The organism is Rickettsiales bacterium, assembly GCA_035765535.1.
Lineage (GTDB): Bacteria > Pseudomonadota > Alphaproteobacteria > Rickettsiales > JABCZZ01 > JABCZZ01.
In genome coordinates this window covers 325512-348237 of record DASTXE010000003.1, presented here as the reverse complement: position 1 = coordinate 348237, position 22726 = coordinate 325512, and the positions used below count along the sequence as shown (strand labels likewise).

Genomic DNA, 22726 nt, shown 5'->3' with positions numbered 1-22726 from the left:
CATCATGCTCTGCCGAACACGGTTCTCTTGCCGGAATCGTTGAGCACCGTTCCGATAACGTTGGCCCGGGAAAGCGCATGCATGCTGCGGCGGATATCGTCCACCTTCGTCACGCCTTCATTTACAATCAGCAAGACCGCGTCGACGCTCGGCAGCAATGCGATCGGATCGTCCTGCGCGAGGATCGGCGGCATATCGTAAATCACGATACGTTCGCGGTAGCGTGATTTCAGCTCATTTGCCAGCGCGGCCATTTTCACCGAGCCCAAAATTTCTGAGGAATTATCCACCGCCTTGCCGGAAGGCAGGATGGAAAGCCGGTCGAATGATGTGCGCAGCATGCAATCCTGTATGGGGCGGCCATCCATCAGATGATCCGAAATCCCAAGCGCCGTGCCGATACCGAGATAGCTTGTTACGCCGGGTTTGCGCAAATCCAGATCCGCCAGCAATACGGTTCTTTTGGGATCCTGCGCCATGCTCACGGCCAGATTCATAGCGACGGTCGTTTTGCCGTCCCCGTAATGCGGGCTTGTGATCGCCAGCGTGCTATACCCTGCCTGTTCCATGACCTGCAGAATCTGCGTGCGCAGCATACGGAAAATATCCGCTTTCCGGTTACGCGTGCGGTGCGCCAGAATACGGCGACGCTCCAGCGTATCTTCCTTAAGTTGCAGTACGCGCCTTGCATGCGGAAGTACGATATCCGACAGCTTATTACCGGTTTCTATTGGTCTCAGGATATAGTCATTCGCCACTGCAGTAAGGTTCTCGCTGCGTTCCTGCCTGGCTTTCTGCAACGCTTTTTCCAGTTTGTTCATGCCACCCTCCGTAATATCTGCTTCCTGCGCCGCTCCGAGCGTTCCCGGTCTTCCTGACTGGGCAGGAACGGCACCGCTGCCAGCGGCGGCACTCCAATAATGGCGGCAAGGTGATCGCGTCCATGCACGCTCTGATTCATGGCTTCGAGCAGGATCACGCTTCCCAGGCCACCGATCACGGCCAGCACGAAACCGCCCAGTATCAGCAGCAGGCGCGCCGGATGCGTTACACCCGGATGGGAGGCAGGCTCAGATACTGCCAGCCTCTGGCCCATCTGCTGCGCATTGAGCTGTTCGTTCATATCGGCGGCCATTTTCTTCTCTTTCAACTCGCGGTAACGCAGCTGCGAGTTTTCATAGTCACGCGAGAGCGTTGCCATCTGCTGCTGGATGTCAGGATTCTGGGCAATAGCGCGCTGGTATTTTTCCAGCTGTGCCTGTAGCCCTTCTTTCTGCTGCACCAGCGATTTATGCTGCTCTTCCGCTGCATGCAACTGCGCCACCAGTTCAAGGTAAGCCGGATTGTCGGCGTCCTGCTTCAGGCCGTCCTGCCGCGTCGCGGAAGTGGAAGCCAGTTTCTTTTCAAGCGCCTTCAACTGATGCTTTAAAGCCAGCGTATCCGGGTGGTTCGGTCCCTGGGCGCTTTCCGCAGCCGCAAGATTCGTGCGCACATCCGCTATCTGGGCCTGCAGCTGCGAGGAATTGCCGCTACCGGTGCCACCACCGCTGGCGCGTATTTCCGCTTTCAGCGCCCGGATCTGGTCGCGCAGCTTGACCAGGTCGGGATAAGACGGACCATACTGGCCGGACAATGTTGCATACTGCGCTTCCAGCGCTTTGAGCTGGATGGCGGGCGTGGTGAGCACCTGCCCGTCCGCAATGACCCTTGAATACGGGTCGACGGTTGCGATCTGGGAGCGCAGCGTTCCCTGCTGGCCTTCATTGCTTGCAATCTGGCTGTCGATATTCTGTATGCTCATAGTGGTCGTCACCACAGCCTGCTTGTCGAACATCAGCACGTCAGGGCCGGATTCGCCATTTTTCGCACGGAAATCCGCCATCTTCTTTTCCTGCTCCACCAGATAGCCTTCCATCTGCTTGATCTGCGATGCAAGAAATGCGGAAGTCTCTTTCGCCTGAACACGGCTTTCCTTCGCATCTTCCTCCAGGAAGCGCTGCACCAGCGCATCGGTCACCTTCTGCGCCATAGCGGGATTGCCGTAATCGAAGCTTACCGTAAATGCGATTGCCGCAAGCTGCTGTGCGGTTTCCTTCTGCACTACCGCAGGATTGGCCACGACACTGTCCACAAAGTCCAGCTTGATTTTTTTACGCATTCTGGCCGCCTGCGCCTGCGCTTCCTGCAGATTCGATGCGCCGTAAAGATGATAGCGCGCAATCAGCTGCGCCAGCGAATCGCTTGCCAGCACCTTCTGCTGGATTTCACTGATACGGCGGTCGGCAAGCTGCTCGAACAATTCGGGCGAATTGGCGGCGTCTGTCGCCGTCAGCCCTTGCGGTATATAAGGCCGCTGAATTTCGACCGTTGCCACGGAGCGATAGTTAGACCAATGCAACGCGAAAATAATCGCCGTTGCGAAGATCGCGCAGAACACAGCCCAGAACAGGCGGCTGCGTACTCTGAGAATCGCGATCATATCGGGTAAAGAGAGTGTTTCCATTGTCATAACCCCTTGCTACCGATTTCCGGATTAATTAGTCATCATGATTTAACGGCGTCGCTGTAAACGGATGGTAAGCAATGCTGACCAGTACGAGATGGTCAGGTATGTTTCCGTTCACGCCGGTCAAGGTTTCGTTGCGATATTGGTAGGTTGTGTCGAGATCAACATGATCGGTCACATGATAGGCCGCACCGGCACTGGCACCGTATTCACGGTCCAGATTGATCGTGGTGGTCGATGCAGGGGGCGACTTCGCAAACTGGTAATTGCCTGCTGCATTCAGCGCCACCTTGCTGTTGAGATTATGCGTCTCCTTCAGCGCGAAGGAAGTCAGCAATGTTTCCGTGCCGTTACTGAAAGGATACTGCGAACGCGTAGCTGTCAGATCGGTCGTATCCTGTTTTCCCTTGAAGGCAAGATCCGCGGTAAAGATATAATTCCATTCCTGCGATGCGTCAGCAGTTGCGCTTGCTGCCTGCCAGGATTTCTGCACACCGGCCGTGATTTTTCCGGTCAGGCGCGGAGTCAGCTGGGTCACCCAGCCTACGCTCGGGCCGACGCTGTCGACGCGTGTCTTGTTGCCGCTTGTTGCCTGGTAACGCTGGGTCTGGATGGAGAACAGGCCCTGGTTCCGCTCATCGAAGCTATGCATATAAGACGGCGTGACAGAGAATACATTAAAATCCACAAACGCGTCATTATTATAGGTGGAGTGGATCACATTGCCGTCCAGAGCAACACGGTCAATCGACGTAAACTGATAGCTCAATTCCGGTGCTGCGGACAGCCCTGTATGGCGCACGCTCGGGAGATTCAATCCGTATGTCGTCAATTCGCTCGTGCGCACCGTATCGTAATCCGCGCGCCCTTCGATTGCGGCACCCCACTGCTCCAGCTGCTTTTTCAGGTTGATGTCCTCATGAACATCCGTGGAGTTGAAATCCGACTGGTTGTAAATATTCTCATCCAGCCGTGTATCGGCGCTGATGGAGGCAATCGGGGTCGTACTGCGCAGAATGAGCTCCGGCGAGGTCACCGAACCGAACAATGATTTCGCTCCGGTTGCAAGCATCAACGGGTTGGAATCCCACGATACGGTTTCCTTGCCTTTGATTTCGATATCCGGCAGCGGCGCGGGAGTAACCGCTACGGTATCCTGGTCGGAGGAATCGTCTGCATAAGAAGGAACAGAAGCAAGCAATGCCACGCCTGCGCATATGCCTGGCAGCATCATGGCTTTATGAAGGCGTTTGCCCTGCGCCGCACGGCGCTTATTGTGATGTATCGTCATAATTAAAACAATCCTGCTGTGGGCACGACAATGACGTCGCCCGGATAAAGGGTAATATCCTGGTTTAGTTTATGACCGGAAGTCACATCGCTGTAATCGAAGGGGATAACCATTTCCTTGCCGTTGCTGCGGCGAAGGATCTTGATATCATGTTCATCCGCATAAGGCGTAAGACCGCCTGCCTGGCTGATTGCCTGCATGACGGAGGTACCGTGTCCCATTACGATTTCGCCCGGCTTGGTCACCTGCCCCGTTACGTTAACCGTATGCCCCAGAGCCGCCTTTACCATGACGGAGACAGATGCGTGCGGGATAGAGTCCCGCAGTCTTTGTTTAATCGTTTCCTGTACCTGCTCCGGCGTCATGCCTCTGACGGTCAGAGAACCCACCAGCGGAAATGTGATCGTGCCGTCCGGCAGGACGAGCGTTTCCTTATCCATTCCCTCTTCTTTCCATACGGTGATCTGCAATACATCACCCGGTTCGATGCCATAGACATAACGGGGAGCCGTTTCGGCTTTATGCTCCGCAGTACAAGCGGAAACCAGCAGGACCACCGGTATAGCGGCCAGAAGCATTTTGCGTAGACCTTTTTTCATATCGTCCTCAATTCCTGTTGCCTTCGTTTGATGAAGGATGTTCTTCGTTTAGGGATATACACTGCTCCCCACTCGCTTACTCTGCGTCTCCATGAGGGACGCAATAGCGAGCTGACCAGCCCGTTTATAATTAAGAAAGATCGCTTTGCAAAAGCAATTGACTGCGTGTATTATTTTGGGATTTTATTCTGTTTTCTTTTATTTATTAATATATTACGCGGTGTTTCAGAGCTGGAATTTATGGCTTGCTTATACGCCTGTCGCAAAACATAATGCCTCTCTGATTAATGCTCTTATACCGATAGTTATGGCTTCTTATACAACCGGTCGTTACCTTGCCGACGCTTATGTGATTAACACCATAGGCCAACCCAATGCTCAGGGCACACCGCTACTGCTCGATAATGGAACAACCGTCACCGCTTCCCGCCTGCTGATCAGCCGTTTCTCCCCGCGACCCGGCGATTACTGGGTCATCCAGGAAGATGGCCGTATCAGTATTATTGCAAAATCGGTTTTTGAGAAAAACTACAAGCCGTCACACTGATTACTTTGTTGCACCAGGTGTATAATGCACCCAATCCACCCTGGCTTTAACCGGCGTAGTGTAATTAAACGCTCCCAGCCATGCGTTTTCATTCGCCGCTCCCGACCAGAGGCTCAGGTAAATATGCCCTGGGGTCTTGGGAATTTTGGCTCCGGCCGGAGTCTGATGCACCAGGCGTCCATCCACATACCAGCGTATGTAATTTGCTTCCCAGTCAAAACTGTAGATATGTTCGCTTTTGGATGCATCGAATCCTAACTGGATAACAGTTCCGTCCTGCGGCTTGCCATTGGTAAAGTAATTGAGCTGCACGGTTTGCGGATTTTTACCGAGAAACTCGAAATCGATTTCATCCCAGACAGGTGAGCCGGTAGACGGCCCATTATAGGTAAAGAAAGCTGTATTCAGACCGGCCCCTGTGACTGTTTGCATACGGGCTTCATAGATGCCATAGCCATACAGCGCCGTCGTGTTCACCTGCGCGCAACCGATGGGACGTACCTTTACACCGTTATTTTGCAATGTAAGCTGCAGCCCCTGATTTCCGGTAGCAGTTATGTTACGCCCCTGCCATTCGCAGGACTGGTAATTCCCGTTCGCCCAACCGTCCGATACATACCAGCTCCTTGTGTCCAGTTGCGGATATTGCGTAAAGAAATTAATATTCCGCGCCTGTGCACCCGCTGCCATGCCCACAGCCGCCAGCATGGCCAGAGCGTTTATCAGCCTGCGCCTCATGATATCCTCCATCGCTTGATTATCGCCGCGTATTTACGACAGCGCCCTATAATCCTTAGCCATGCATAAGAAATCCATTATGCACTTTCGTGTGTGTTATGAGAGTGACAACCCTCATCCAAAATGTGATCCTTTTCAAACGTTAGTAGACCCTCGCAGCAACCAATGATAGCGTTTGCCTGATAATCATTCACCTCTGAGATATGTATGAAATTTGCCTGTTACTCTCTTGTGCTTGCTCTATCCGCCGGATGCGCTTTTAGCGCTGCAACGGCATCTGCGGATAACTCTCCGACTGCTCCCACACCGGGTGCTCCCAAACATTATACCCTCACCGATTTTGCCGGAAGCACTGCACCGGAGCCGGGTAGTATGGCCGCCGCCATCATGAACGGCACCCCTTGGCTGGAAGCGCGTTACCGGCTGGAAGACGACTCGCAGGATCGGATCCATCGCCATGCGGTTGCCTCTACGCTGCGCACGCGCATCGGCTATCAGACCGCTGATTTCAATCATTTCAAGGCCGGATTTGAAATGCAGAATGTGCATGATATCGGCGCCGAACACTTCAATAACGGCATCAACGGCAAGACTGCATACCCGACCGTGACAGATCCCGAACAAACCTCGCTACGCCAGGGCTATCTGGATTATGACGGTGCTGCTTTGTATAAAACGGAAATCAAGGCAGGAAGGCAAATTATCAACCTCGATAACCAACGCTGGATCGGCCAATCCGACTGGCGCGATCTGGGCAATAATTTCGACGGCGTCAGTCTCTATAATACCTTCTTTAAAAACGCCGATCTCTTTTATGCCTATATCCGCCAGGCTAACCGCGGCGTTGGTATTCATAGTCCGACTGGCACGCTGGTGGGTAACACTCAGCTCTTTCACGCATCTTACACTGTTGCACCTGAGTTAAAAGTTGCCGGATATACTTACCTGATCGATGCACAAAGCAATAACCCTGCCGTGAATCTTTTTTCCACTGCTACTTACGGCGTTCGCCTCACGGGTGCGCATAAAACTACGGATGCACTCACGCTTTCCTATGCGCTGGAAGGTGCAAAACAGCGCAATTATGACAATAACCCCAACCATGAAAACAATAATTACTACCTGGTTGAACCGGGTGCGAGCGCTTACGGCTTTACCACCACGCTCGGTTACGCCATGATGGAAGGCGATGGGATCACGTCCATCCAGTCTCCGCTTAATACCAATCATTCGGTCAACGGCTGGGCGGATAAGTTCACCACCGTGCCTCTGAACGGCCTTCTGCACCGCTATGCCACCCTGACCTATAAACTGCCATGCGGCTCCGAATGGATTAAGGGCACGGAATTAACCGGTGCGTACCGCAAATTCGATTCCGATAAAGGTAGCCTGAATTACGGTCATGAGTGGGACGGTTTGATTTCCAAGACCTTCTTCGAGCACTACTCCGCTAATCTCGAAGTTGCCGATTACCGGGCAAGTAACATCGCTTACACTAACACTTATAAGTTTTACGCCTTCTTCGGAGTCAAATTCTAGCAGCCGTGCAAAGTAAGGTATCCATATGGCATTAGACAATGTTTCCATATCCCGAAAGGTTCAGCTTTCATTCCTGCTGATGTTCTGCATTATCAGCGGCGTGGGCGGTTTCAGTATCGATCGTCTGGGAACGGTTTATAAAAGCGCCGAAGAATTACATGCACAGTGGATACCGAGCATGTCAGCGGCCGGCGCGCTTCGCACCCAGCTTAAGAACTATACGATTGCCAAAACGCGTCTTATCATTGCAAACCTGCTGGCCAAAGATAATGCTGAGCTGATCAAATCAGCCGAAGCGCAGTTTGCCCAGGAGACGGAGGCGCTCAAGAAGAACCGGGACGCTTATACACGTTATATTGTTTCCGGCACGGCTTCAGAAAAACTTATGAATGATTTCGATATTGCACGTGCAACGTTTGAAAGCAGCAGTGTTGCCATTGTGAATGCCGCCAAAGCGGGAGATGTGAAAACTCTACTTAGCCTTTATCTGGCTGGGGAAGATGGCAAAGCTTTCTCCGATGCGGTGAGCGCTATGAACGGCATTGTCGATTTCGATAAAAATATGGCCAAGGCTACCGCTGAGCGGGGCGACAAGATCTATGAACAAACACGTCTGCTGCTTATCTGCACTGTCATCTGCGCTGCACTTGTGTGCGCCCTGCTCGGAGTGCTGATTATCAACAGCACTTCTAAACCCGTTACTATCATATCAGGCCTCATGAGCCGCCTGGCGCGCAATGATTTCAATATCACGTTGTTCGGCACTCAGCGGGGCGATGAGATCGGTGAAATGGCCAGGTCCGTTGAAGTATTCTATAATAACGGCAAAGAGAAGATCCGTCTCGAACAGGAGATCAAGGAGCGTGAACGCATCGCAGAGCAGGAGAAAAAGGCATTCCTGCGCAAGCTTGTCAATGAATTCGAGTCCAGTATCCAGGGCATTATCACTATCGTCGCTTCCGCTTCCACGGAGCTATACCAGACGGCCGAAAATATGCGTGACATTACCGACAAGGTCAGCACGCAGTCCGGCAAGGTTTCTTCTGCTTCATCGCAAGCATATTCCAACGTGCAAGGTGTAGCCGCCGCGGTTGAAGAGATGTCGACTTCGGTTAAGGAAATTTCCAGCCAGGTTTCCAAGACTTCTTCACTGATGCTGGAAGCTGTCTCCAAAACAGATCAGGCCGATAGATCCGCCCGCCTGCTTTCCTCTGCCGTTGTGCAGATCAGCGATATTCTGACCATGATCGAGACCATTGCCGGGCAGATCAACCTGCTTGCACTCAATGCCACGATCGAATCCGCCCGCGCGGGCGATGCGGGTAAAGGGTTTGCGGTAGTTGCCAGTGAAGTCAAAAACCTCGCGAACCAGACCTCGAAAGCGACGGAAACCATCGCGGGACAGATCGGAAATATTCGTTCGGTTTCGGAAGACGTCACCAAAATACTTGCTGAAATCCATGAGGCGGTTAATCACGTCAACCAGTATGCGGGTGGAATGGCCGCCGCCGTGGAAGAACAGTCCGCGACAACGGGAGAAATATCTACCAATATGCAGAGTGCTTCGCACGGTGTACAGGAGATTGCTTCCAATATCGTGCATGTGTCGGAAGGGATTCGCAATGCCGATCATGCCGCCAAGGATGTACTGGATGCTGCGCAGACGTTATCGAAACAGGCCGAGATTCTCAATACGCAGGTTAAACTGTTCCTTGAAAAGCTTATGGCCTAGGCCGCAACAGGAAGCGCTTTCAGCTCTTCCACAAGCCTCTTGCAATCCTCTGCACCAAAGGACCAGACTTCCTGCGGCACTTTTTCCACAGCCTGCGCCATGAATCGATATTGTTGCGGCGTCAGGTTGGCAAAGAATCCCTTCAGGAGATCAAGCCTTATGCCAGGCATGATGACTCCTATGCCGAGCGCATCCAGGAACCGGCCTGTCTCCACCCTGGCATCGGCAATCGGCACGGCGCCGTAAGCTCCGCCTTCATATATCCGGTTCGGCAGCAGCCAGGAAGAGTTCTGGCCTTCTTCAAACATATCTACAGCCCAGGTGAAATGCACATCACCATAAATTGCCGCAAGATCGTTCGGATTCTTATAAGGTCCATGAAAAGTAAGGCCCGGCACTTCATTCACGCTGCGGTCAAAGTCTTTAAACTGGTCATACGCAGGGCGGCCACGGATCACCACTTCAATCCGCCCGTCGCTCTGCTTTACCAATTCGGATAGAATCTGCAGACTTTTGCGGCAGCGTATTGCACCGAACCAGCCGATTCTCCATGGCGGTCCTGCCATGCGCGTGCCAGCGGGGCCCGGTGCAGGAGCGGCTGCATTCATCCGGTAAAGTTTATTTTCCAGCATCATGACCGGCAAGCGCACTTTCGACAGCGGTTTAAAATACGCACGCGTAAAAGCAGGCGAGCTTGTAATCAGCGCGGAAGCCTTGCGAGACAGCCAGCCTTCCAGCCACCGAAGGCTTCGGGCTGCAACGCCTGTACCCAGCAACAGCCTGTGGATATCCAGGCATTCATATATCACTTTCTTGCCGTCAAGCTGATTGCCACGCACCGCAAGCGCCAGCATTTCCAGATTGCGTGCGATCACAATATCGGCCTGAGCGCAAAGCGTACGCAGCTTTTCCGGCTGCGCTACTTCACGCAGCACCGACCAGACACGCTGGGCAAATTTTCCATTATATGTTTTTCCGAGGCTGACCGCCGGACACCGGGTTACATTATAGCCCGGCACTTCAGCGCGGCAAAACCCTGCCAACACTACTGACGCGCCGCCATCTCTCAACATCGCGACACGCTTGTGCACGGACGGATCCGCCAGATCATGCACAAGATACAGTATGTTCGGCGTACGAGAACGAAGCTGCATTACTTCGTTGCCAGGGGTGTGTAACGCACCCACTCGATCTGCGCATGTTCCGGCTGCTTGTAGCTGAACGTTCCCATATCCGCGGCGCTGCCGGACCACAGGCCCAGATAAATATGTCCCGGTGTTTGGGGTACAACGGCATCATCCGTGGATTCATACTGGCCAACGCCGTCAATAAACCACTGGACGCGAGCGGGCCTCCAGTAGATGGCGTAAGTATGGAAACCTTGCGATGCATCGAATCCAAGCTTCACCACATCCTTATCCCTGAGTTTGCCGTTCGTATAATAGGACAGAATTGCAGACTGCGTATTATTCCCCGGAATCTGGATGCTGATTTCATCATGCGTGGACGAACCCGACATGGGACCGGCATAGGTAGAAAACACCGTCTTCACGCCCGAACCCGATACTGCTTTCAGATGGGCTTCATACCTGCCATAGCTATAGGAATCGACAGAACTTACCTGGGCACAGCCTATGAATTTTTGCGCGTCCTGCCCTTCTCCCTCTTGATCCTCTACCAGCGCGAGTTGCAGCTCGTTACCATCAAGCGTTGCGTTCTTCGCCTGCCAGCGGCAGGATTGTCCGTCATAGCTCGCGCCATTGCTTGCAATAGACCAGTTCTTGGTATCAATATCATGATGTTTGGAAGCAAATGTCAGGTTTGCAGCTCCAGCGGCCCCGGCGCACCCGACGGCTATAAGTGCTGCGGCCAGCACTGGCATATAGCGGGATATTTGATAACTCATACTGTTTCTCCTATAGTCCGGGTTGAACTGGGGCTATGCGTAGCCATGCGCATATAAGGTTTCTATTATGCTCTAATTTGGATCCGGTGACAAGGGCTTATCCTTCTCTTTGATAACGCATTGTTGCCTGCAAAAGTCATGCAAAGAGCCGTGTTTCTGGCAAGCCACCAGACAAGTATAATCTTCCCTTTCAGGCTTTTTTGCCACTTTCGGTTGAGAAAGCACTATTTTTCCCTTCTCCACAGGCACCAATGTGCTGAATGGTTTTATACTGGGAGTTACCGAAGGCGGCGGCGGATCGTAAGCGCATTGCTTCATGCATTTGTGCGAGTCTTTTCCTTTATGAATACAGTCCGTTAGACATCTGTAATCCGTCTCGGCGCGGGCCTGACCGGAAGCACCGAATACGATCAGCGCCGCAAGCCCCATAAGCATAGCAATATGTTGGAGTTTATGCACTTTCTCTGAGCTCTCTGATTTCATTCATAATTCCCCTGAACTGAGCCAGCAACTGGTCTTCCGTCTGCCCTTTTACTTTGTTACAGAATGCGCTCAGTCCGGCGCTATCGCGATCGGCCACTACTTCGATCACCGTCTGGAACCTCACCTGTTCCATATCCTCGGCAAAGGCGTAAGCTAAGGAATGATCGCAGAGGAGATTAATCAGCCTCGGCACCCCACCGGTAAAGAAATATACTGCTGCACAGGCCGTATCGTCAAATAATTCGGGTGCCCCCCCTACCACGCCAAGACGATGGCGTATGTAGTTTGCCGTTTCGCGCGCTGAAAGCGGCGTCAGATGGCAATGGATAGCCACGCGCTGTACAAGCTGATGCAGATCCGGATGCTTAAGCGTATTCAGCAGTGAAGGCTGACCCGACAGCACAATCTGCAGCAGCTGGTCCTTATCGTTATTCACGTTGGACAACATGCGCAGATCTTCCATCATCGGGACCGTCAGATTCTGCGCCTCATCCATAATCAGGACCGTGCGCTTGCCTTTGGCATATTGCGCAACCAGGAAATCCACGAAGCGATTATAGAGTTTGACATCGTCTCCTGTATCGTCGAGCGCGAATGCCGTCACCACCCATTGCAGCATGGAGCCGAAGGACTGACTCGTATTTGTGATAAGACCGACCGCTACATCCTGGCCGAGTCCCTTGAGGTAGTAACGAATGGCAGTGGTTTTTCCTGCGCCGATCTCGCCACTGATCACAATAATACCCGCCTGTGTGACGGAGCCATATTCCAACAGGCTGATGACACGCTTGTGGCGTGCGCTCGGATACAGGAATGCTGCATCCGGCAACAATGAAAACGGCCTTCCCGAAAGGCCATAGAAACTTTCGTACATTGCGCTCAACCTCTTTACGTTCAGATTTCCCTGAGGCTATTCTTATACTCAGGGTCTCGTAATGACGCATATAAAGCCATGAGGGGATAAATAGGCCATACGGAAAATCTTGCATAAACCGTAATGGTGCGTTATGAGAATAAACGTATTTCACTTCCGGCAATATAATTTGCGTCCGCTTCCTGCTGCCTAGAGCGCAGGAATTTTCGGTGTTTTTCAATTTTTTAACTTTTTATTTTTTTCAGGATGCAGCGGGATGACCGGAGACGGCCTTGCTATTGATATCTGTATTTGCACGTTCCGCCGCCCCGGCGTGGTGGAGACGTTGCGCTCGCTTTCCCGGCTGCACCTGCTGCCGCAATGGGAAGTGCGTGTTCTGGTGGCCGATAATGACGACTGGCCGAGCGCGCGCGACTGGGTAATGGAGATTGCGGCAGAAACGGGACTGCAGATTGTGTATATTCATGCGCCTGCACGCAATATATCCACCGCACGCAATGCCTGCCTCGATGCGGCAACCGCACATCTGGTCGCATTTCTCGATGACGATGAACTTGCGACCGAGCAATGGCTGGTCTCTCTGGTGAATATAATGCAGCGCGAGAATGCCGATGTTGTGCTGGGTCCTGTGCTTGCCGTCTATCCGGATGAATGCCCGGCCTGGATGCGGCAGGGTGACTTTCATTCCACCCGCCCGACATATCAGGGCAGCGCAATCACTACCGGCTATTGCGGCAATGCTTTGTTGCGCCGTGAAGCTCCTGCCGTCTTTGGCAAACGGTTCCGCGCGGATCTCGGACGCAGCGGCGGCGAGGATACTGCATTTTTTGCGGATATTCACACCAGCGGCGGCGTGATCGCTTATGCGCCGGAAGCACTGGTCACGGAAGCCGTTCCGCGTGAACGCGCCCAGCTTGCATGGCTGCTGGCAAGGCGTTTCCGGTACGGCCAGACTTATGCCACGCTCTGGCTGGATACGACCGGAGCCGGAACAATGGCACGCTGCATGGCCGCGCTTAAAGCCGCAGCCAAAGCCCTGTTCTGTTTTGCTGCCGCTCCTTCCGGCGTCGCGGATGTTACCCGTGGCGCCTTCTGGCTGCTGCGCGGCTCCATGCATACAGGAGCCGTACTTTCCTTCCTTTCTTTTTCACGGATAGAGCCCTATGGACACAACGCATAACCCTACCATAGATGTTTCCGTCATCATCGCCGCTTATAATGTGGAAAATTATATACGGCATGCCATACGCAGCGCTCTGGATCAGGAGCATGTGCGCGTGGAAGTGATTGTCGTTGACGACTGCTCGCGCGACCGCACGGGGCAGATCGTCCAGAATATGCGCGACCCGCGCGTCCGCTACATCCGGCTTACACGCAATGCAGGGGCCGGAGCCGCTCGCAATGCCGCCATTGCAGCTGCGCAAGGCAAATGGATTGCCATACTGGACGGAGACGACCGCATGCTTCCCGGTCGGCTGGCGCGCTGCATTGAGCACGCCGCCTTACACCATGCCGATATCGTCGTAGATAATATTGTAGTACAGCGCGAGCAGGACGGGCGTGAATTCCTCATGTTCCCCACGGAACGTTTTACCAAGATGCCCTACATCACGCTGGCGGATTTTATCGCAGGCAACCAATCTTTCCTCGGAGGTTATTGCCTTGGATATCTCAAACCGATTTTTTCGGCGCATTTCCTGCAAAGGATGCAGCTGGCTTACCGCCCGGAAATTCGTATCGGGGAAGATTACATGCTCATGGCTGAGGCACTGGCAAACCAGGCCGTATGCGTGACCGAACCTACTGCAGGCTACGCCTATACTGCACGCGCCGGTTCCACCTCACACCGGCTGCGCCTTGAAGACGTCAACCGCATTGCCACTGCCGACCGTTTATTTCTTACCCATCACACGCTCGATCCACGCGCAGCGGCAGCGCAACAGCGGCGTGAGCGCCACCTGCAGCAGGCTTATCGTTTCACGCAGCTTGTGGATGCGCTGAAATGCCGCGACCTGAAGGCGGCACTCAAAATTGTCCTTTCTTCTCCCCAGGCCGCGTGGCCTTTGTGGCGCCCCGCCTGCGTACGCATACAACGGCTCTGGAGTTTTTCATGACCTCGCAAAGCGATACTCTCTCGCCTCCCCCTACCTCATTATCCGTGATTTTCGCGCAGCGGGAAGCAGAGCGCGCCGCGAAACGAGCGCATACACAGCACGATCATTTTGAAATCGCCTGTGTGGCAGCATCCGTCATTATCATGGCGTATTCGAGCCTGTTCAGCATTGTTCCCATTCTGGTGTTTTACGGACTCTGGCTGCCGCGCGTCCTGCATAAAGGCGTGGCCATATTGCTGCCGCCGCGTCGCTCTTCCCTTGGTATTCTGTTGCCGCTGCTTGCCTGTTTTTCGGCGTTCTGGTCCGGCTATCGCGGCATTACCCTGCATCACGGCGTCGAACTGCTTTCCATGTTACTGTGCGTCATTGTCATCGCACGCCATGTAGACGCAGAACATTTCGCTAAGGGCGTTTGTATCGGCGCAACATTGTCTCTGCTGGCCAGCCTTGCGAGTCGCCGTTACGGATTCGATTCTTTCAGTGGCACTTATTCACTCATCGGCCTGTTCGGCTCCAAGAACCAGGTCGGGTTCATGGCAGAAATCGGCATTGTTGCTACGCTTGCGCTGCTGCCCTCTGTCCGTGGCATTATCCCTGTCACTCTTTTCTGCGTCATTCCGTTCGCTGTTTATCTGGTATCGCTCTATCTGTGTAAATCCGCTACGGCGGTGCTGTCGCTCGCGCTTACCGTTGCCGTCATATCCTGTGTATATGCCGTTACGCGCTTCACGAAACAGTCGCGCCTGCCCATTATCGGCATCAGCGTCATTGCCATCGCTGCCGTTGTGCTGGCGGCGCTGAATCTGGATCTGGAAGATACGGTGCTGCATAAATTCGGTAAAGATACAACGCTCACCGGACGTACTTACCTGTGGCAAGAAGGCACGCGTATTGGCATGGAGCATCCTGTGCTCGGCCATGGCTATACTGCATTTTGGGTACAAGGCCAGAAGCAAGCGGAACGTTACTGGTTTGAATTCGGCATCCCCAGCAAATCGGGCTTCCATTTTCATAATCTGTTCGTGCAGACTTTTGTGGATCTGGGTGCTCTGGGCTGCCTGCTGATGGCGCTGCTGCTGCTCAGCGCATGCCGCAAATCCCTGCGCAATACACTGCAAAAGGGTCTTACGACCGAATGTATCCTGGCGCTTGGAATTGCGTTCATGTTCCTGGCACGTGCGTTCGTGGAAGTCGATCTGCTGGGACCGTTCGGTATCGGCCTGCTGATGTTTTTCTACCCTCTCTTCCGCCCCGCACGTTAGCAGGAATTTTTCGTTTCTCAATCCCATAGCCAGACTCTTTATGAGGGGTTTATAAATCGTCTCGATTAATCTTATCGAGAAAAAATCAAATTTCCCTGACTTTGCTTGGCACCTTATCCCTTTCTGGGGCATCTGCTTCAGAAATGTTTTTTATCCCCTACGGAGAGTCTTTATGCCTATTCATTCTTCAGTACAGTCTCTTCCCTCGCCCATACATTACGAGGAGCGCGATACGTCTTCCCGCACGCTTCATAACCCTTCCCGCCTGCTGCGCTGGTATGGCCTTACCGATGCGCTTGCGCTCGCGGCAGGTTTTCTGTGCGCCTGGGCGCTTTCGGCCATGATCAGTCATTTCTTCCTGCACCGCGCATTTGAGGACCGCTCCGTCAAGCTTATGCTGAGCGCCGCTATTGCAGGAGGCGTTCTGTTGTGGTTCCTGCATACCGGCCATTACCGTATGCGCATGCCTTTCTGGCTGGAATGCCGCCGCGTTGCAGGGGCACTGGCGCTTGCCATGATGGTGGACGGTTTTGTGCTACTCGCCCTGAAACATGAAGTCTCACGTCTCTGGCTCACGCTCGGCTGGGCTATTGCCGCCGTGTTTATCATCGGGCTGCGCAATCTCATGCGCGCATACTGGCGCAAGCGCAATCTTTACCAGATTCCTACGCTTCTGATTGGCGGTGGCGACACGGCTGCTTATGCAAAGGCAGCGCTGCGTTCCGAGCCTGATTTCGGTTACGAAATCGCCGCACAGGTTCATAACTTACCCATCGCTTTTCTGCAGGCAGGCGCTTCCTGGACAAATCTGTGCGCCCAGTATAATGCCGATCATATCATCATCGCACTGGACGGAGCCGATCTGGAAAAAGCCACCCGCCCGCTGGCGCAGCTCGCTCGCGACAGTGTTCCCTTCTCCCTTTGCCCACCACTCGGTCCACTTCCGGTGCACGGCATGCAGCAGCAATATTTCTTCAATCACGACACTCTCCTGCTGACGCGCAGCAGCGCATTGGAGCAGCCGGTGCACCGCTTCCTGAAACGCCTGCTCGATATTGCCGCTTCAGGAACCGCCTTGGTGCTGCTGAGCCCTTTCATGTTCGCGCTTGCATTCCTGGTGCGTCGTGACGGCGGCCCTGCCTTTTACCGCCACACGCGCATCGGCCAGAACGGCAAAGCATTTGGATGCCTGAAATTCCGTTCCATGCGCATTGATGGCGATGCCGTTCTGCGCACCTATCTTGCGCAGCATCCGGAAGCCCAGCATGAATGGCAGACGACGCGCAAGTTGCAGAACGATCCGCGCATTACCAAAGTGGGCAGGTTCCTGCGCCGCAGCAGCCTTGACGAATTACCGCAGCTTTTCAATGTGCTGCGCGGGGATATGAGCCTTGTCGGACCGCGCCCCATCGTCACGGATGAAGTCCACCATTATGACGGCGATATCGCGCATTATTACCGCGTACGCCCCGGGATCACCGGACTCTGGCAGGTCAGCGGCCGCAATGATGTCAGTTACCAGCAGCGCGTTCATATGGATAGCTGGTATGTGCGTAACTGGTCGCTGTGGCACGACATCGCTATTCTTTGCAAAACCTTTCCCGCTCTGCTTTCACGCAGCGGTGCTTATTAAATTTTTGAGATAGTGAGATAAAACAGACATGATGTACAAACAGGAAATCAGCGGTACGTTCGAAACGGTGATTGGCATAGGTGGCGCGAGCAAGGAAGATTTTGAATCCGCACTCGATCAGACCAAGGCAGCTGTTGAATTGCTGCGCGGGCATCACAAAGGCTTCACCTGGCCCGTGCTTACCGTACCGGAACGCATAGATGACCTGGAAGCTATTGAAGCCACTGCCAAGCACATCCGCGAGAATTTCGACACGATGGTCATCCTCGGCATGGGGGCTTCCAGCCATAGCGGCAGCTCGCTTGCAGCACTCGCACGCAATCCCTATAGTGGGCATACGGGAAGCATGAAGATGCACTTTGTCGACAATGTCGACCCGCATAGCTTCCTGCAGCTGCTGAACTCCATCACCCTCAAAACAACCATCTTTGTGGCCATCAGCAAGTCCGGCGATACGGCGGAGACCATTGCGCAGCTGCTGATATTACTGCGTCTCGTCAAGGCCAAGCTCGGAGGCTATTCCATCAAGAAGCATTTCCTTTTCATCACCGAACCGCGCGAGAATCCGCTGCGTCATTTCGGCAATGAATTTAACATCGCCATGCTCGACCAGGACCCGGATATTGAAGGACGCTTTGCCGTGTTCACGGCTGCCGGATTGCTGCCTGCACGCGTGGCAGGGCTTGATATTCATGCCATCCGCCACAGTGCGGCGGATGTCGTGCAGCATACGCTTATGGACAAAACGCCGGAGCCCGCTATTGGCGCTGCGCTGCATCACGCATTACGGCGCAAGGGTAAAACCGTTTCGGTCATGATGCCGTACAGCGATCGGCTTGACGCGTTCACCACCTGGCACCAGCAATTATGGTCGGGCAGCCTTGGTAAAGACGGGCAAGGCACCACAGCATTGCGTGCACTAGGCGCATGCGACCAGTACAGCCAGCTCCAGCTTTACCTTGAAGGTCCCCGCGATAAGTTTGTCACCATGATTGCGCCGAACAATAAACATTCGGGCACGGCCATACCGTTCTCGCGTCTGCCGTCCATTGATTACCTGAACGGCCATACGCTAGGCGATCTCATGGCCGCCGAACAGCTTGCCACCACGCAGACGCTTGTGAGCAACCACTGTCCGTTACGTATCTTCGCGGTTAATAAGCTGGATGAGGCCGCGCTTGGCGCGCTGATGATGCATTTCATGCTGGAGACCATCATTACGGCACAATTGTGGAATGTGGACGCTTTCGACCAGCCAGCGCTTGGAACCGGCAGACAACTGATGAAGAAATACCTTTCGCATTTCAGCCTGCTGCATAAAGAAGTGGCTGCATAATACGGGGTCGGGCCGGAGACGTATAGCCTTCCTTAAGAAGACACGTCTCCGGCCAGTCAATAATGAGGATTGGTATTACATATCCCCCGTGACGCGACAGATACTCAGCAAGGCGGAGTTCCGTGGGATCCGTTCGCTACCCATGCGGCATATACCTGATCCGCATACAAGCGATCTCCCGCCAGTGCCTGCTCACGCTGTGCATCTTCTCCCTCGCGCGTTTCCTTAGGTTCCTTGGAAGCTGCGTTTTCGGAAGAACTCGCGTCGGCCACTACATCACCTCCTCTCGAGAAACGAAACGTGACCGGGCTCTCTTTGAGCCGCAACCGCCAAACAACGGTCAATTACCAGAGACCTCCTTCAGGAATCTCTTTACGCTGTACTGCGTTAGACCGTCAACATACCACAACCTGCGATATATAAAAAGATGGAATTATCAACTCAAGCTTTCGGCGCTGTAGCGAGCGATGAGACCGGAGCGCACTGCGAGTTTATATACGCGCAGGAATCCCCAGCAGGCGAGCAGTATATACCCTACTGCAAGCGCTCCTGCTCCAATGAGTCCACTCGTTGAGACGGCATGACCTGCAACAATTGCGCGCATATTTTCAAACACGTATGAAGGTGGCAGCAGATGCGAAATTGCCTGCATCCAAGTGGGTAGCGTGCTCATCGGATAGAACACGCAGGCGAAGGGCGAGATCAGTGCAGGGATCGGCCAGATAAACCATTCCGCCGCCGGCCCCAGCCGCAGAACGATGGCACTGCCCAGAATGCCAAGCGCAATGCCGCAGAGAAATAATATAAACAGGAATGGTGCGAACATTACTCCGTATGCAAAACCTGAGAACCCGAACACAAGCCCGGCCATCAGCAGCATCACCGCAAGCCCTATCGCGCTGGTGACAATGCTGGAAAGCACCAGCCCGGCCAGATATTCCGCGATGGAAATCGGGCTTGCGAACATATTGAGAAAGTTGCGCGACCAGACATCTTCAAAGAACGCCATCGTCACGCCCTGCATCACGCGGCTTAAGAAATCCCACATCAGAATCGCGCCTAAAAATACCGGCACGGCGTGAAAGCCCGGCTCAACAATCTGGCCCAGATATTTCGTGATGAATCCCCACAGCACCATGTCGATCGCCACCCAGATGAAGAGTGAGAATAATCGCGCCTTGCTTTCCTGCAGGAGATAAAATTGACGCAATAAAATAGCGTATATGCGCGCAGCATTCATACCAGCTCTCCCCGTTGCAATTCCAGCGCTCCATTTGCCGCCGCAATGAATAACTCCTCAAGCGTTGCATGCCCATGCTCACGCGGCAACGCTTTAGGATCACCCGAAAGCAGTATTTTTCCCTTCAGCAGGAACAATACACGGTCGCACATCGTTTCCACTTCCACCATATTGTGCGATGTCCATAAGACGCCGCAACCTTCATTTTCCACCAGATCGCGAATCCTGAGGCGGATGTCGTGCGCCTTAGAGGGATCGAGCGAGCCGGTAGGCTCATCCAGCAGCAGAAGGCGCGGGCGGTTCAACATGGCTTTCGCGAGGCACACACGCGTCTGCTCACCGGAAGAAAGCACACCGCATTTGGTATTACGGAAACGCTCCAGATCGAATTGCCCGATCACTTCTTCGATCCGCTGCGAGAGCTGTTTTACCTCGTACAGCATGCCGAAGATGCGCAAATTCTGCACCACCGTCAGATTGCCTGGCAGCGGTGCATAAACGGCGGCAAAGTTTGTGCGCAGCAAGGCCTGGCTTCGATGCGTGGCAATATCAAGCCCATCAATGTGAATCGTTCCCGCGCTTGGCTCCAGCACGTTCATGACCATATTGATTGTTGTGGTCTTTCCTGCACCATTAGGCCCAAGCAGCCCCACGATCTCACCCGCTTTTACCTCGAACGAAATACCGTCCACGGCATGCGTAGCACTATATTGCTTGCGCAGATCTGTTACTGAAAGCACTGTCGACATGATAATCCCAATATAGCAGTTCCTTTTTCCGGGTATCTGCTATATTTGCTGCAATTACAACCCTAAACCTTACGAGGCATATAAATTATGGTGACTGTTCACATTACCTATCAGGGCGATCTGCATTGCGAAGCCGTTCATGAGCCTTCCGGTGCCGTTCTTGCGACCGATCCGCCGAAAGACAATCACGGCAAGGGCGAGCAGTTTTCTCCTACGGATCTCGTTGCCGCAGCGCTTGGCACCTGCATCCTGACGGTCATGGGAATTGCCGCGCGCACTCTCAATGTTGACCTGCGCGGCGCGAAAGCCACCGCAGTGAAGGAAATGACGGCTGTGCCGCTGCGGCGGATCGGCAAGATCGCCGTAACCGTCCGCATTCCCGCCACGGTCAGCGAAGAGCAGAAACAGAAACTCGAACGTGCGGCCCTCACCTGCCCCGTACACCAGAGCCTGCACCCGGATATTGAAATGCCGATTGAGTTTATCTGGGGATAAAATATATTAGGGGGCGAGTTTATCGCCCCCTACGCGCTAAAGCGCTACCCCCTCTAAAGGGGTCGTCGCTTCGCTCCTCCGCCTACTAACGTGAAGTCAACCTAACTTAAGGAGATCATTATGAAACCCAGCAAAGTTATCTTGATCATTGCCGTCATCGTGGCCATATGCGGTGTTGGCTATGCGCTGCTTACCATGCCTGATCAGCGCACGACAGGCCAGCGCATCGGCGATGCTATTGATGCGCTACCGCAAGGTGTCGATAAGGCAGGCCAACAGCTTGAAAAACGTACTCCCGGTGAGCGCCTGGGGGATGCAATGAAAGATGCTGGCGATAGCGTGAAAAAGAATACATCCAGACCGTAAATATTTGTTGCGAGCTGATGGCTGAAGCAGTGGCCCAGCCTTATGGATCGCTGTGGCGGCTTGTGATTACATGCTTTAAAACCTTGTTTCGGGATGAGTAAGATGAAAGCATTTCCCTGCCTTTTGATGATAGGAGTATTATTTATGTGGCCATTCACCAAATCCGTCGCTGCCGAAAAGGATAATGCGCCGGGTGCAGCCTATGAATACAGCTTCCATACGCTCATGGGTGACAAGCCACTGCCGCTTTCAGAATTTAAGGGTAAGGTGCTGCTTGTCGTCAACACGGCTTCGCATTGCGGGTTTACTCCTCAATATGACGGGCTCGAAAAGCTTTATAATACCTACAAAGACAAAGGGCTCGTCATTATCGGGGTGCCGAGCAATGATTTCGGTCAGCAGGAGCCCGGTTCGAGTGAAGAAATCGCTACATTCTGCAAGACTAATTACGGTGTAACGTTCCCACTCGCGCATAAGGAAACGGTGGTGGGCGACAAGGCGCATCCGTTTTATCTCTGGGCGCGCAAAGTGCTGGGCTTCGGCTCCGCGCCGAAGTGGAATTTCCATAAATACCTGATTAACCGCAAAGGCCAGGCTGTAGATTATTATTTCTCGACCGCCAAGCCGGATTCGCCGAAACTGACCAAGGAAATCGAGAAGTTGTTAGCTGAGTGATACTGCACGGCGTCTCCCCTCCTCCTTCCCGCTGGGGTTGGTGGTAGGGGAGACGCCGCCGACGGATGTCCGTCAGTCGCAGTAGCTTGCGACCGGGAACTCCGTCAGGTCGCACCAGTTGCCGTCGATGAGCACCTTGACGATCTTCGTGTGCGCCGGCGCTTCCATGATCGCCTCACCGTGGGCGAGGATGGAGAGTTCGACCTTGCCGAACTTCACCGTGACGGGGTTGTCGCCGTTGTTGTAGACGGTGGCAACCGCGATCTGGCTCGTCTCGCCTTCCCCCCTGGGCTCCAGGCGGTTGACCTGGGGGGTGATGTTGGCGAAGAGATCCAGCGGTGCGTGCAGTGCGTTCACGGGGCCACGTGCTCGTCCTTGGCCGTCGCGAAGCAGATAGACAGGACCGGGCATACCCTTCCTCCTGCTCGATGTGATCACCCGGAACCGGATGACCGCTTCGCCCAAGTGGCGGATAATGAAAACCTTCCTGCTCAACCTTTCATGAGGTGGTAGTGGAGTGAATGAATGGGCTTTCACTATACGTCAATACAGGACGAAACCATTATATTTTATCATGAAGCGCTGTTTTTAGCGAATGAAGCTTTTGTGACTTAAATGTTTTATATTCCATAATAGTGTTA

Annotated in this window: 24 protein-coding genes; 11 read left to right on the top strand and 13 right to left on the bottom strand. The window is 53.7% G+C overall.

The window, feature by feature from the left end:
* Positions 1–2: 2 nt before the first annotated feature.
* Genes VFT64_04660 through VFT64_04645 form a run of 4 tightly spaced genes read right to left on the bottom strand, consistent with a single transcriptional unit; the run spans position 3 to position 4396 of the window.
* Positions 3–821, bottom strand: a complete 819-nt coding sequence (locus VFT64_04660) for a CpsD/CapB family tyrosine-protein kinase (GenBank protein HEU5047118.1) — start codon at positions 819–821, stop codon at positions 3–5.
* Entirely contained in the window at positions 818–2509 is a 1692-nt protein-coding gene (locus tag VFT64_04655; GenBank protein HEU5047117.1) for a hypothetical protein, read from the bottom strand. The genes VFT64_04660 and VFT64_04655 overlap by 4 nt, the downstream gene beginning before the upstream one ends.
* A gap of 28 nt (positions 2510–2537) precedes the next feature.
* Complete coding sequence (locus VFT64_04650) at positions 2538–3797, bottom strand: outer membrane beta-barrel protein (protein ID HEU5047116.1); 1260 nt, start codon at positions 3795–3797, stop codon at positions 2538–2540.
* A 2-nt stretch (positions 3798–3799) separates the two neighbouring features.
* Entirely contained in the window at positions 3800–4396 is a 597-nt protein-coding gene (locus VFT64_04645; GenBank protein HEU5047115.1) for a polysaccharide biosynthesis/export family protein, read from the bottom strand.
* Positions 4397–4703: 307 nt separating this feature from the next.
* On the opposite strand from VFT64_04645, the gene VFT64_04640 reads away from it, so the two are divergent.
* Entirely contained in the window at positions 4704–4943 is a 240-nt protein-coding gene (locus tag VFT64_04640) for a hypothetical protein (protein ID HEU5047114.1), read from the top strand.
* On the opposite strand, the gene VFT64_04635 is transcribed toward VFT64_04640, so the two are convergent.
* Positions 4944–5681 (bottom strand): family 16 glycosylhydrolase, encoded by a 738-nt coding sequence (locus tag VFT64_04635; GenBank protein HEU5047113.1) that lies wholly within the window; start codon positions 5679–5681, stop codon positions 4944–4946. It lies immediately after the preceding gene.
* Between the two features lie 207 nt (positions 5682–5888).
* Between VFT64_04635 and VFT64_04630 the strand changes: the two genes are divergently transcribed.
* Positions 5889–7220, top strand: coding sequence for an alginate export family protein (locus tag VFT64_04630; GenBank protein HEU5047112.1), 1332 nt, complete (start codon positions 5889–5891; stop codon positions 7218–7220).
* Positions 7221–7245: 25 nt separating this feature from the next.
* Positions 7246–8952, top strand: a complete 1707-nt coding sequence (locus tag VFT64_04625) for a methyl-accepting chemotaxis protein (GenBank protein ID HEU5047111.1) — start codon at positions 7246–7248, stop codon at positions 8950–8952.
* Here the strand turns inward: VFT64_04625 and VFT64_04620 are convergent.
* The 4 genes from VFT64_04620 to VFT64_04605 all read right to left on the bottom strand — a co-directional run bounded on the left by VFT64_04620 (position 8949) and on the right by VFT64_04605 (position 12215).
* Entirely contained in the window at positions 8949–10106 is a 1158-nt protein-coding gene (locus VFT64_04620; protein ID HEU5047110.1) for a glycosyltransferase, read from the bottom strand. The genes VFT64_04625 and VFT64_04620 overlap by 4 nt on opposite strands.
* Positions 10106–10858: a family 16 glycosylhydrolase gene (locus VFT64_04615; protein HEU5047109.1), complete on the bottom strand. Its 753-nt coding sequence runs from the start codon at positions 10856–10858 to the stop codon at positions 10106–10108. The genes VFT64_04620 and VFT64_04615 overlap by 1 nt, the downstream gene beginning before the upstream one ends.
* 72 nt (positions 10859–10930) lie before the next feature.
* Positions 10931–11341, bottom strand: coding sequence for a hypothetical protein (locus tag VFT64_04610; protein ID HEU5047108.1), 411 nt, complete (start codon positions 11339–11341; stop codon positions 10931–10933).
* Positions 11310–12215: an AAA family ATPase gene (locus VFT64_04605; protein ID HEU5047107.1), complete on the bottom strand. Its 906-nt coding sequence runs from the start codon at positions 12213–12215 to the stop codon at positions 11310–11312. Before VFT64_04605 ends, VFT64_04610 begins: the two co-directional genes overlap by 32 nt.
* 256 nt (positions 12216–12471) lie before the next feature.
* On the opposite strand from VFT64_04605, the gene VFT64_04600 reads away from it, so the two are divergent.
* From VFT64_04600 to VFT64_04580, 5 genes are all read left to right on the top strand, one after another.
* Complete coding sequence (locus VFT64_04600) at positions 12472–13395, top strand: glycosyltransferase family 2 protein (protein HEU5047106.1); 924 nt, start codon at positions 12472–12474, stop codon at positions 13393–13395.
* Positions 13379–14329 (top strand): glycosyltransferase family 2 protein, encoded by a 951-nt coding sequence (locus tag VFT64_04595; protein HEU5047105.1) that lies wholly within the window; start codon positions 13379–13381, stop codon positions 14327–14329. The genes VFT64_04600 and VFT64_04595 overlap by 17 nt, the downstream gene beginning before the upstream one ends.
* Positions 14326–15591 (top strand): O-antigen ligase family protein, encoded by a 1266-nt coding sequence (locus VFT64_04590; protein ID HEU5047104.1) that lies wholly within the window; start codon positions 14326–14328, stop codon positions 15589–15591. The genes VFT64_04595 and VFT64_04590 overlap by 4 nt, the downstream gene beginning before the upstream one ends.
* A gap of 172 nt (positions 15592–15763) precedes the next feature.
* On the top strand, positions 15764–17224 hold the full coding sequence (wbaP, locus tag VFT64_04585; protein HEU5047103.1) for an undecaprenyl-phosphate galactose phosphotransferase WbaP: 1461 nt from the start codon (positions 15764–15766) through the stop codon (positions 17222–17224).
* Positions 17225–17252: 28 nt separating this feature from the next.
* Positions 17253–18560 carry a hypothetical protein gene (locus tag VFT64_04580; protein ID HEU5047102.1) on the top strand — a complete coding sequence of 436 codons (1308 nt, stop codon included), beginning with the start codon at positions 17253–17255 and terminating at the stop codon, positions 18558–18560.
* A 104-nt stretch (positions 18561–18664) separates the two neighbouring features.
* On the opposite strand, the gene VFT64_04575 is transcribed toward VFT64_04580, so the two are convergent.
* The 3 genes from VFT64_04575 to VFT64_04565 form a co-directional block, all read right to left on the bottom strand.
* On the bottom strand, positions 18665–18832 hold the full coding sequence (locus VFT64_04575) for a hypothetical protein (GenBank protein HEU5047101.1): 168 nt from the start codon (positions 18830–18832) through the stop codon (positions 18665–18667).
* Between the two features lie 164 nt (positions 18833–18996).
* Positions 18997–19800, bottom strand: coding sequence for an ABC transporter permease (locus tag VFT64_04570; GenBank protein ID HEU5047100.1), 804 nt, complete (start codon positions 19798–19800; stop codon positions 18997–18999).
* Complete coding sequence (locus VFT64_04565; protein ID HEU5047099.1) at positions 19797–20549, bottom strand: ABC transporter ATP-binding protein; 753 nt, start codon at positions 20547–20549, stop codon at positions 19797–19799. The genes VFT64_04570 and VFT64_04565 overlap by 4 nt, the downstream gene beginning before the upstream one ends.
* 87 nt (positions 20550–20636) lie before the next feature.
* Between VFT64_04565 and VFT64_04560 the strand changes: the two genes are divergently transcribed.
* The 3 genes from VFT64_04560 (at position 20637) to VFT64_04550 (ending at position 22085) form a co-directional block, all read left to right on the top strand.
* On the top strand, positions 20637–21044 hold the full coding sequence (locus VFT64_04560; GenBank protein HEU5047098.1) for an OsmC family protein: 408 nt from the start codon (positions 20637–20639) through the stop codon (positions 21042–21044).
* Positions 21045–21164: 120 nt separating this feature from the next.
* Positions 21165–21410 (top strand): hypothetical protein, encoded by a 246-nt coding sequence (locus tag VFT64_04555; protein ID HEU5047097.1) that lies wholly within the window; start codon positions 21165–21167, stop codon positions 21408–21410.
* Between the two features lie 144 nt (positions 21411–21554).
* Positions 21555–22085 carry a glutathione peroxidase gene (locus VFT64_04550; GenBank protein ID HEU5047096.1) on the top strand — a complete coding sequence of 177 codons (531 nt, stop codon included), beginning with the start codon at positions 21555–21557 and terminating at the stop codon, positions 22083–22085.
* A gap of 72 nt (positions 22086–22157) precedes the next feature.
* On the opposite strand, the gene VFT64_04545 is transcribed toward VFT64_04550, so the two are convergent.
* A complete protein-coding gene (locus tag VFT64_04545) occupies positions 22158–22496 on the bottom strand; it encodes a hypothetical protein (protein ID HEU5047095.1) in 339 nt (112 codons plus the stop codon).
* Between the last annotated feature and the right edge of the window lie 230 nt (positions 22497–22726).

What these genes read in the sequence shown, in the direction of transcription:
- VFT64_04660 (HEU5047118.1), bottom strand. Translation starts at nt 821, where the DNA reads ATGAACAAACTGGAAAAAGCGTTGCAGAAAGCCAGGCAGGAACGCAGC.
- VFT64_04655 (HEU5047117.1), bottom strand. Translation starts at nt 2,509, where the DNA reads ATGACAATGGAAACACTCTCTTTACCCGATATGATCGCGATTCTCAGA.
- VFT64_04650 (HEU5047116.1), bottom strand. Translation starts at nt 3,797, where the DNA reads ATGACGATACATCACAATAAGCGCCGTGCGGCGCAGGGCAAACGCCTT.
- VFT64_04645 (HEU5047115.1), bottom strand. Translation starts at nt 4,396, where the DNA reads ATGAAAAAAGGTCTACGCAAAATGCTTCTGGCCGCTATACCGGTGGTC.
- VFT64_04640 (HEU5047114.1), top strand. Translation starts at nt 4,704, where the DNA reads ATGGCTTCTTATACAACCGGTCGTTACCTTGCCGACGCTTATGTGATT.
- VFT64_04635 (HEU5047113.1), bottom strand. Translation starts at nt 5,681, where the DNA reads ATGAGGCGCAGGCTGATAAACGCTCTGGCCATGCTGGCGGCTGTGGGC.
- VFT64_04630 (HEU5047112.1), top strand. Translation starts at nt 5,889, where the DNA reads ATGAAATTTGCCTGTTACTCTCTTGTGCTTGCTCTATCCGCCGGATGC.
- VFT64_04625 (HEU5047111.1), top strand. Translation starts at nt 7,246, where the DNA reads ATGGCATTAGACAATGTTTCCATATCCCGAAAGGTTCAGCTTTCATTC.
- VFT64_04620 (HEU5047110.1), bottom strand. Translation starts at nt 10,106, where the DNA reads ATGCAGCTTCGTTCTCGTACGCCGAACATACTGTATCTTGTGCATGAT.
- VFT64_04615 (HEU5047109.1), bottom strand. Translation starts at nt 10,858, where the DNA reads ATGAGTTATCAAATATCCCGCTATATGCCAGTGCTGGCCGCAGCACTT.
- VFT64_04610 (HEU5047108.1), bottom strand. Translation starts at nt 11,341, where the DNA reads ATGAAATCAGAGAGCTCAGAGAAAGTGCATAAACTCCAACATATTGCT.
- VFT64_04605 (HEU5047107.1), bottom strand. Translation starts at nt 12,215, where the DNA reads ATGTACGAAAGTTTCTATGGCCTTTCGGGAAGGCCGTTTTCATTGTTG.
- VFT64_04600 (HEU5047106.1), top strand. Translation starts at nt 12,472, where the DNA reads ATGACCGGAGACGGCCTTGCTATTGATATCTGTATTTGCACGTTCCGC.
- VFT64_04595 (HEU5047105.1), top strand. Translation starts at nt 13,379, where the DNA reads ATGGACACAACGCATAACCCTACCATAGATGTTTCCGTCATCATCGCC.
- VFT64_04590 (HEU5047104.1), top strand. Translation starts at nt 14,326, where the DNA reads ATGACCTCGCAAAGCGATACTCTCTCGCCTCCCCCTACCTCATTATCC.
- wbaP (HEU5047103.1), top strand. Translation starts at nt 15,764, where the DNA reads ATGCCTATTCATTCTTCAGTACAGTCTCTTCCCTCGCCCATACATTAC.
- VFT64_04580 (HEU5047102.1), top strand. Translation starts at nt 17,253, where the DNA reads ATGATGTACAAACAGGAAATCAGCGGTACGTTCGAAACGGTGATTGGC.
- VFT64_04570 (HEU5047100.1), bottom strand. Translation starts at nt 19,800, where the DNA reads ATGAATGCTGCGCGCATATACGCTATTTTATTGCGTCAATTTTATCTC.
- VFT64_04565 (HEU5047099.1), bottom strand. Translation starts at nt 20,549, where the DNA reads ATGTCGACAGTGCTTTCAGTAACAGATCTGCGCAAGCAATATAGTGCT.
- VFT64_04560 (HEU5047098.1), top strand. Translation starts at nt 20,637, where the DNA reads ATGGTGACTGTTCACATTACCTATCAGGGCGATCTGCATTGCGAAGCC.
- VFT64_04555 (HEU5047097.1), top strand. Translation starts at nt 21,165, where the DNA reads ATGAAACCCAGCAAAGTTATCTTGATCATTGCCGTCATCGTGGCCATA.
- VFT64_04550 (HEU5047096.1), top strand. Translation starts at nt 21,555, where the DNA reads ATGTGGCCATTCACCAAATCCGTCGCTGCCGAAAAGGATAATGCGCCG.
- VFT64_04545 (HEU5047095.1), bottom strand. Translation starts at nt 22,496, where the DNA reads ATGCCCGGTCCTGTCTATCTGCTTCGCGACGGCCAAGGACGAGCACGT.